Origin of the sequence: Tabrizicola sp., assembly GCF_041911175.1 — a bacterium.
Lineage (GTDB): Bacteria > Pseudomonadota > Alphaproteobacteria > Rhodobacterales > Rhodobacteraceae > Tabrizicola.
In genome coordinates this window covers 1-5,934 of sequence record NZ_JAYRPN010000075.1, presented here as the reverse complement: position 1 = coordinate 5,934, position 5,934 = coordinate 1, and the positions used below count along the sequence as shown (strand labels likewise).

General features: G+C 67.8%; 5 protein-coding genes. All 5 read right to left on the bottom strand.

The genetic code is table 11. The features are described 5' to 3' along the window. Positions 1-7: 7 nt before the first annotated feature. The 5 genes from ftsZ to murB all read right to left on the bottom strand — a co-directional run bounded on the left by ftsZ (position 8) and on the right by murB (position 5,822). Complete coding sequence (ftsZ, locus tag ACE3P6_RS09760; protein WP_374394281.1) at positions 8-1,522, bottom strand: cell division protein FtsZ; 1,515 nt, start codon at positions 1,520-1,522, stop codon at positions 8-10. Positions 1,523-1,720: 198 nt separating this feature from the next. Continuing rightward, positions 1,721-3,055, bottom strand: coding sequence for a cell division protein FtsA (gene ftsA / locus ACE3P6_RS09755; RefSeq protein ID WP_374394279.1), 1,335 nt, complete (start codon positions 3,053-3,055; stop codon positions 1,721-1,723). Next, positions 3,052-3,948: a cell division protein FtsQ/DivIB gene (locus ACE3P6_RS09750; RefSeq protein ID WP_374394277.1), complete on the bottom strand. Its 897-nt coding sequence runs from the start codon at positions 3,946-3,948 to the stop codon at positions 3,052-3,054. The genes ftsA and ACE3P6_RS09750 overlap by 4 nt, the downstream gene beginning before the upstream one ends. After that, the gene (locus ACE3P6_RS09745) at positions 3,936-4,856 is read right to left on the bottom strand and encodes a D-alanine--D-alanine ligase (protein WP_374394274.1); all 921 of its coding nucleotides are present in this window, start codon (positions 4,854-4,856) and stop codon (positions 3,936-3,938) included. Before ACE3P6_RS09745 ends, ACE3P6_RS09750 begins: the two co-directional genes overlap by 13 nt. Before the next feature lie 39 nt (positions 4,857-4,895). Beyond that, a complete protein-coding gene (gene murB, locus ACE3P6_RS09740; RefSeq protein WP_374394272.1) occupies positions 4,896-5,822 on the bottom strand; it encodes a UDP-N-acetylmuramate dehydrogenase in 927 nt (308 codons plus the stop codon). Positions 5,823-5,934: the final 112 nt, after the last annotated feature.

The following is a 5,934-nucleotide window of genomic DNA, read 5'->3' as shown; positions in this document are numbered from 1 at the left end:
TTGGGACTCACTTGACGATCTTGCGGATCACCGCGAAGAGCACGACCACACCGGCGACCGCACCGGCGACCTTGAGGATGTTGTCCTGTTTGGGCTGGCCGGAGGTCGGGTCGACGAAGAACGCCTTGGCCCGATTGGACTGCTGTTGCGCGATCGTCGCGGGTCGAGTGCGGTAGATCAGTTGGTCGATGTTGGCCGCCAGCCGCTCGCGGGTGGCCTCAATGTCGGCCTCGATGGCCGCCGGGGTCGACCGCACCAGGACCGGCTGGGCGGCAGGCTGCGGGCGGTAGGCCGGGGGCGGCAGGTCGTCGGCGATCGACAGGTCGTCGGTGTCCATGTCGGCGCGCGAGGCCGCCGCATCGAACGCCGCGTCGGCCACCTGGTCGACTTCCTCCTCGAAGGCGATCCGGTCATCCACTACCGGCGCGGGCGCCGGAGCGGGCACATAGGCCGCGGCCGCCGCGCGCGGGGCTTCCGGCTGCGGCGCCGGGGTCAGCGTCAGGGGCGCGCCCATCGAGCGGCGGGCGACCGGCGGTTCCGCCTTGTTCGCTGCCGAGGCGTCGATGCCGGTCGCGACGACCGACACACGGATGCGGCCCTCCATTGCGGTGTCCAGCGTCGAGCCGACGATGATGTTCGCTTCCGGGTCCACCTTGTCGCGGATGATGTTCGCCGCCTCGTCCAGCTCGAACAGGGTCAGGTCATGGCCACCGGTGATGTTGATCAGCACACCCTTGGCGCCGTTCAGGCTGATCTCGTCCAGAAGCGGGTTGGCGATCGCCTTCTCCGCCGCCTGCACCGCGCGATCCTCTCCCGTGGCCTCGCCGGTGCCCATCATCGCCTTGCCCATCTCGTCCATCACCGCGCGGACGTCGGCGAAGTCGAGGTTGATCAGGCCCGGACGCACCATCAGGTCGGTCACGCCCTTGACGCCCTGATACAGCACGTCGTCAGCCATGGCGAAGGCTTCGGTAAAGGTGGTGCGCTCGTTCGCCAGCCGGAACAGGTTCTGGTTCGGGATGATGATCAGCGTGTCGACGACTTTCTGAAGCGATTCAATGCCTTCTTCCGCCTGACGCATCCGCTTCGCGCCCTCGAACTGGAAAGGCTTGGTCACGACGCCGACGGTCAGCACGCCCAGCTCCCGCGCCGCCTGCGCGATGATCGGGGCAGCACCCGTGCCGGTGCCGCCGCCCATGCCGGCGGTGATGAAACACATATGCGCCCCGGCCAGGTGGTCGACGATTTCTTCGATCGTCTCTTCCGCCGCAGCGGCCCCCACCGTCGGCCGGGCCCCTGCCCCAAGACCTTCCGTCGCCTTGACACCCATCTGGATGCGCGCGCCTGCCCGGCTTTGCTGCAGGGCCTGCGCATCGGTGTTCGCCACGACGAACTCGACGCCTTCCAGCATCTTGTCGATCATGTTGTTCACCGCGTTGCCGCCCGCGCCGCCCACACCGAACACGGTGATGCGCGGCTTCAGCTCTTCACGCTCCGAAGTCATCGTCAGATTGAGTGCCATTGGGTTCGCCTGTCCGTTTGTCCGCCGCCGTTTTTATCGGGCCTTTCTCGCATCATTCCCCTGCGGAAGGCCGACTTATCCCCGATTCTATCCACAACGTTTGCAAAGGTCACGAAAAAAACATGGCCGAACCACGAAATCTGGGGGTCAAACCCCCGATTTCAGCGGTATTTCGCCCTTTGCGCCCTGATCTTGTGGTCACCAGTTATCCTTGAACCATTTGACCGCCCGCCGCAGCGAGCGTGCCGGGTAGCGTTCCGCCGGAATCTCGAAGTCCCACCACTCGTCCTGCGGGTGCGCCGCGAAGAGGCAGAGGCCCACCGCGCTGGCAAAGGCCGCCCCGGTCGCCGCCTGCGGCAGACCCTGCACGCGCAGGGGCCGCCCCAGTCGCACCCGCTGGCCCAGGACGCGCGTCGCGATGCCATCGAGGCCGGGGATCTGGCTCGCGCCCCCGGTCAGCACGATCTGCTGGCTCGGCAGCGTGTCGAACCCCGCCGCATCCAGCGTGGCGCGGACTTCCTCCAGGATTTCCTCCACGCGCGGACGCATGATCCCGATCAGCTCGGTCCGGCTGATCTGCCGACGGTCCTTCTCCCAGTCGCCGCTGTCGCCGCCGATGTCGATCATCTCGCGGTCGTCCATCCCCGTGGCATAAAGCCCGCCATGCCGCGTCTTGATCCGTTCCGCCGTCGCCAACGGGATTTGCAACCCTTTGGAGATGTCCGAGGTCACATGATCGCCACCCATCCGCACCGAATCCGCATAGATCATGTGCTTCTTCATGAAGATCGAGATGCCGGTCGCGCCCCCGCCCATGTCGATGCAGGCCGCGCCCAGTTCCTGCTCGTCCTCGACCAGCGAGGAAATCGCCGAAACATAGGCCGAGGACGCGATCCCCGCCAGTTCCAGGTCGCAGCGCTTGATGCAGTAAAGCAGGTTCTGCACCACGTCGCCCTCGACCGACAACAGATGCATGTCCACCGCCAGCCGATGCCCGATCTGCCCGCGCGGATCGCCAAGGCCGCTGCGATGGTCCAGCGCGAAGTTCACCGGCTGGGCGTGCAGCACCTCGCGGCCATGCCCGAGGTCGGGCACGTCGCAGGCCGCCAGCACACGGGACACATCCTGCTCCGTCACCACAGAATCCTGCAGGTCCAGCTCGCCCGCCAGCCCATAGCTGCGCGGCTCCGCGCCCGAGAAACAGGCGATCACATGATCGACCCGCACATTCGCCATCTTCTGCGCCGCCTGCACCGCGGTGCGGATCGCGCGCTCGGTCTCGTTCATCACCGCGATCTCGCCGAAGCGCACGCCCCGCGACCGGGTGGTGGCCGCGCCGATCACCCGGAACTGGCTCTGCCCGGCCATCGGGCCCACCCCATCCTGCTCGCGCAGCCGGTCCGGCCCGTCGAAGCGCAGGATCAGGCAGGCGATCTTCGAGGTGCCCACGTCCAGAATGGCGATCACGCCGCGCTGCATGGCAGCCCGCCGCATGTTCCGCATGGCGCGCTGGGAAGTATAGAGATCGGTCACAGTTCGTTCTCCACGGTGTCTAGGCCTTGCGCGCGACGGATATCGGCAAGGGCATTGCGGGTAAGGCGAAGGGTCGGGCGATGGTCCGACCGCAGGTCGACGGTCAGGATGTCGCGGTTCATCAGGTCTTGCGCGTGATCCAGCGCGAGCAGCCGCTCCAGCGCCTGCACCGGGTTCTTCTCGGGCAGCAGCACGCGCTGGTCGCGGTCGAGCACAAGGTCCCAGCGCCGGTCGCCGACGCGCACCAGCCCCCGGATACGCGGGGTCAGCGGCCCGGCGGCGGCGATCAGGTCCAGCGCTTCCGGCGTGGCGGCGTCCGCCCCCTCGCCCGCGATCAGCGGCAGGTCGGCCCGGTCGGCCCGCGACAGCAGCCCCGCGACGCGGTGGCCGGTTTCGTCGACCAGGGTCAGCCCGTCCTCGGTGCGCCAGACGGCCACCGGCACCCGCTCGGTGATCAGCACCTGCAGGATACCGCCCGACCGCACCCGGAGGTCGGCCTTCTGCACCGCATCCAGCGCCTCGATCCGTGCCCGCGCCGCGTCAAGGTCGATATCAAAGGACGACATGGGAAGCGCCAGCGCCAGCTTGGCCCGCACCGCCTCGGCCAGATCGTCCGACGCTCCCTCGACGCGCGCCAGCGACACCCGGAACTCCGGCCGGGCCTCGAATTCCTCGCGCAGGTGGGTCAGCTGGCCGATCACCGCCTGCCGGTTCGGCTCGTGGCTGAACCACAGCGCGGCGGCCCCCAGCACCACCAGCGTCGGGATGCCCTTCACCACGAAGCTGCGGACGTAGGGCGTCAGCATCCAGCGTTGCAGCCGGTAGTCCCACTTGGACGGCGCCGGGTCGCGCCGGACCCGCGACACCGGGCGGCGGGCGCTCAGCGATTGCATGACGCATCCCTCACCATCCAGGCGCAGAACTCGGGAAAGCCGATCCCCCGCATCGCCGCCTGTTCCGGCGCGAGCGAAGTCGGCGTCATCCCCGGCTGGGTATTGGTCTCCAGCAGGATCAGCCCCGCCAACCCCCGGCTTTCATCCCAGCGGAAATCGGTGCGCGACACCCCCCGGCACCCCAATGCCCTGTGCGCCCGCAGCGCATAGTCCAGACAGGCCGCCTCGATCTCCTGCGGAAGCTTCGCCGGGCATTCATGACGACTGCCGCCCGGCTTGTACTTGGCGTCATAATCGTACCAGCCGTCGGTGATGATATCCGTCACCCCCAGCGCCCGGTCGCCCATCACCGTCGTCGTCAGCTCGCGCCCCGGGGCATAGGTCTCGACCATCACCCGATCCGGCATCGTGGCCGCCAGCCGCGGCGCATTCGACCCCTCGCGGACGATATAGACCCCGACCGAGGACCCCTCGTTATAGGGCTTCACCACATAGGGCGCGGGCAGCACATGCCCCGCCTCCACCTCTTCCCGCGTTGCCAGCACGCTTTCCACCACCGGCAGACCGGCGGCGCGGTAGACTTCCTTGGTCTTGACCTTGTCCATCGCCAGGGCCGAGGCCAGCACGCCGGAATGCGTATAGGGGATGCCAAGCCATTCCAGCAGGCCCTGGACGCAGCCATCCTCGCCCCAGCGGCCATGCAGGGCGTTGAAGCAGACGTCGGGGCGCAATTCGGCCAGCCGCGCAGGCAGATCGGGGCCGCAATCGACCTCCGTCACCTTGTAACCAGCCTCCCGCAGGGCCTTGGCGCATTCGCGCCCAGAGACAAGCGACACTTCCCGCTCAGCGGAAAGCCCACCCATCAGAACCGCCACTTCGGGGGCCATCCTGCTCGATGCGCCCGCCATACACTGCCTCATCCGGGCCTTATGTGACCCGTGATATCACTAGTCCTGCGGGAATTCTCCGACCCGCATGATTTCCCACTCTAGCGTGATACCGCTTGATTGGTAAACCTTTTTCCTGACTTCCTCGCCCAGATTTTCCAGATCGGCGGCCGTCGCCCCTCCGGCGTTGATCAGGAAGTTGGAATGCATGACCGACATCTGCGCCCCGCCCAGCCTTGCCCCCCGCATCCCGGCATCGTCGATCACCTTCCAGGCCTTCAATTCATGGCTGTCATCCGCGCGCCCCGTCGAGGACCGCCCCGCCGGATTGCGGAAGGTCGACCCGGCGCTGCGCTCCTTCGTCGGCTGCGAGGCATCGCGCTTGGCGATCTGCTCTGCCATCCGTGCCTCCAGCGCCGCCGGATCACCCGCACCGGCGCGGAACACAGCCTGCACAATCACCGCCCCCGCAGGCAATTCGCTCTGCCGGTAGCGCAAATCCAGCACACTGGCGGCAAGCGTCTCGATCCTCCCGTCGCGAGTGACGACCCGCACCTCTTCCAGCACATCGGCCACATAGGACCCGTAGCACCCGGCATTCATCCGCACCGCCCCGCCGATGCTGCCGGGAATGGTGCGCAGGAAGGTCAGGTCCAGCCCCGCCTCCGCCGCCCGTTTCGCCACATGCGCATCCAGCGCCGCCGCCCCGGCCACCACCCGGTTGCCTTCCACGGAAATCCCGTTGAAGCCCCGCCCCAGCCGGATCACCACCGCGCGAAGGCCGCCATCGCGCACGATCAGGTTCGACCCCACGCCCATCGGGAACACCGCGACCGCTGGGTCCAGTGCCGCCAGGAAATCCGCCAGATCGGCCTCGTCCGCCGGTTGGTAAAGCCAGTCCGCCGGGCCACCCACCCGCAGCCAGGTCAGGTCGGCCAGGGATCGGTCCGGCGTCAGCACGCCGCGCGTCTCGGGAAGCTTGCTCATGCGCCGGTTTCTGCGGCGGTTTTGCGCCCCGCGCAAGCCCTCAGCGCCGCCGCAGCCGTGCGGTCGTGATCCCGATCGCCACGCCCAGCAGGATCGGGGCCGCAAAGACCAG

Excerpts from the sequence above, each read along its gene's own strand:
- ACE3P6_RS09750 (WP_374394277.1), bottom strand. The coding sequence starts at position 3,948 with ATGCAATCGCTGAGCGCCCGCCGCCCGGTGTCGCGGGTCCGGCGCGAC.
- ftsZ (WP_374394281.1), bottom strand. The coding sequence starts at position 1,522 with ATGGCACTCAATCTGACGATGACTTCGGAGCGTGAAGAGCTGAAGCCG.
- murB (WP_374394272.1), bottom strand. The coding sequence starts at position 5,822 with ATGAGCAAGCTTCCCGAGACGCGCGGCGTGCTGACGCCGGACCGATCC.
- ACE3P6_RS09745 (WP_374394274.1), bottom strand. The coding sequence starts at position 4,856 with ATGGCGGGCGCATCGAGCAGGATGGCCCCCGAAGTGGCGGTTCTGATG.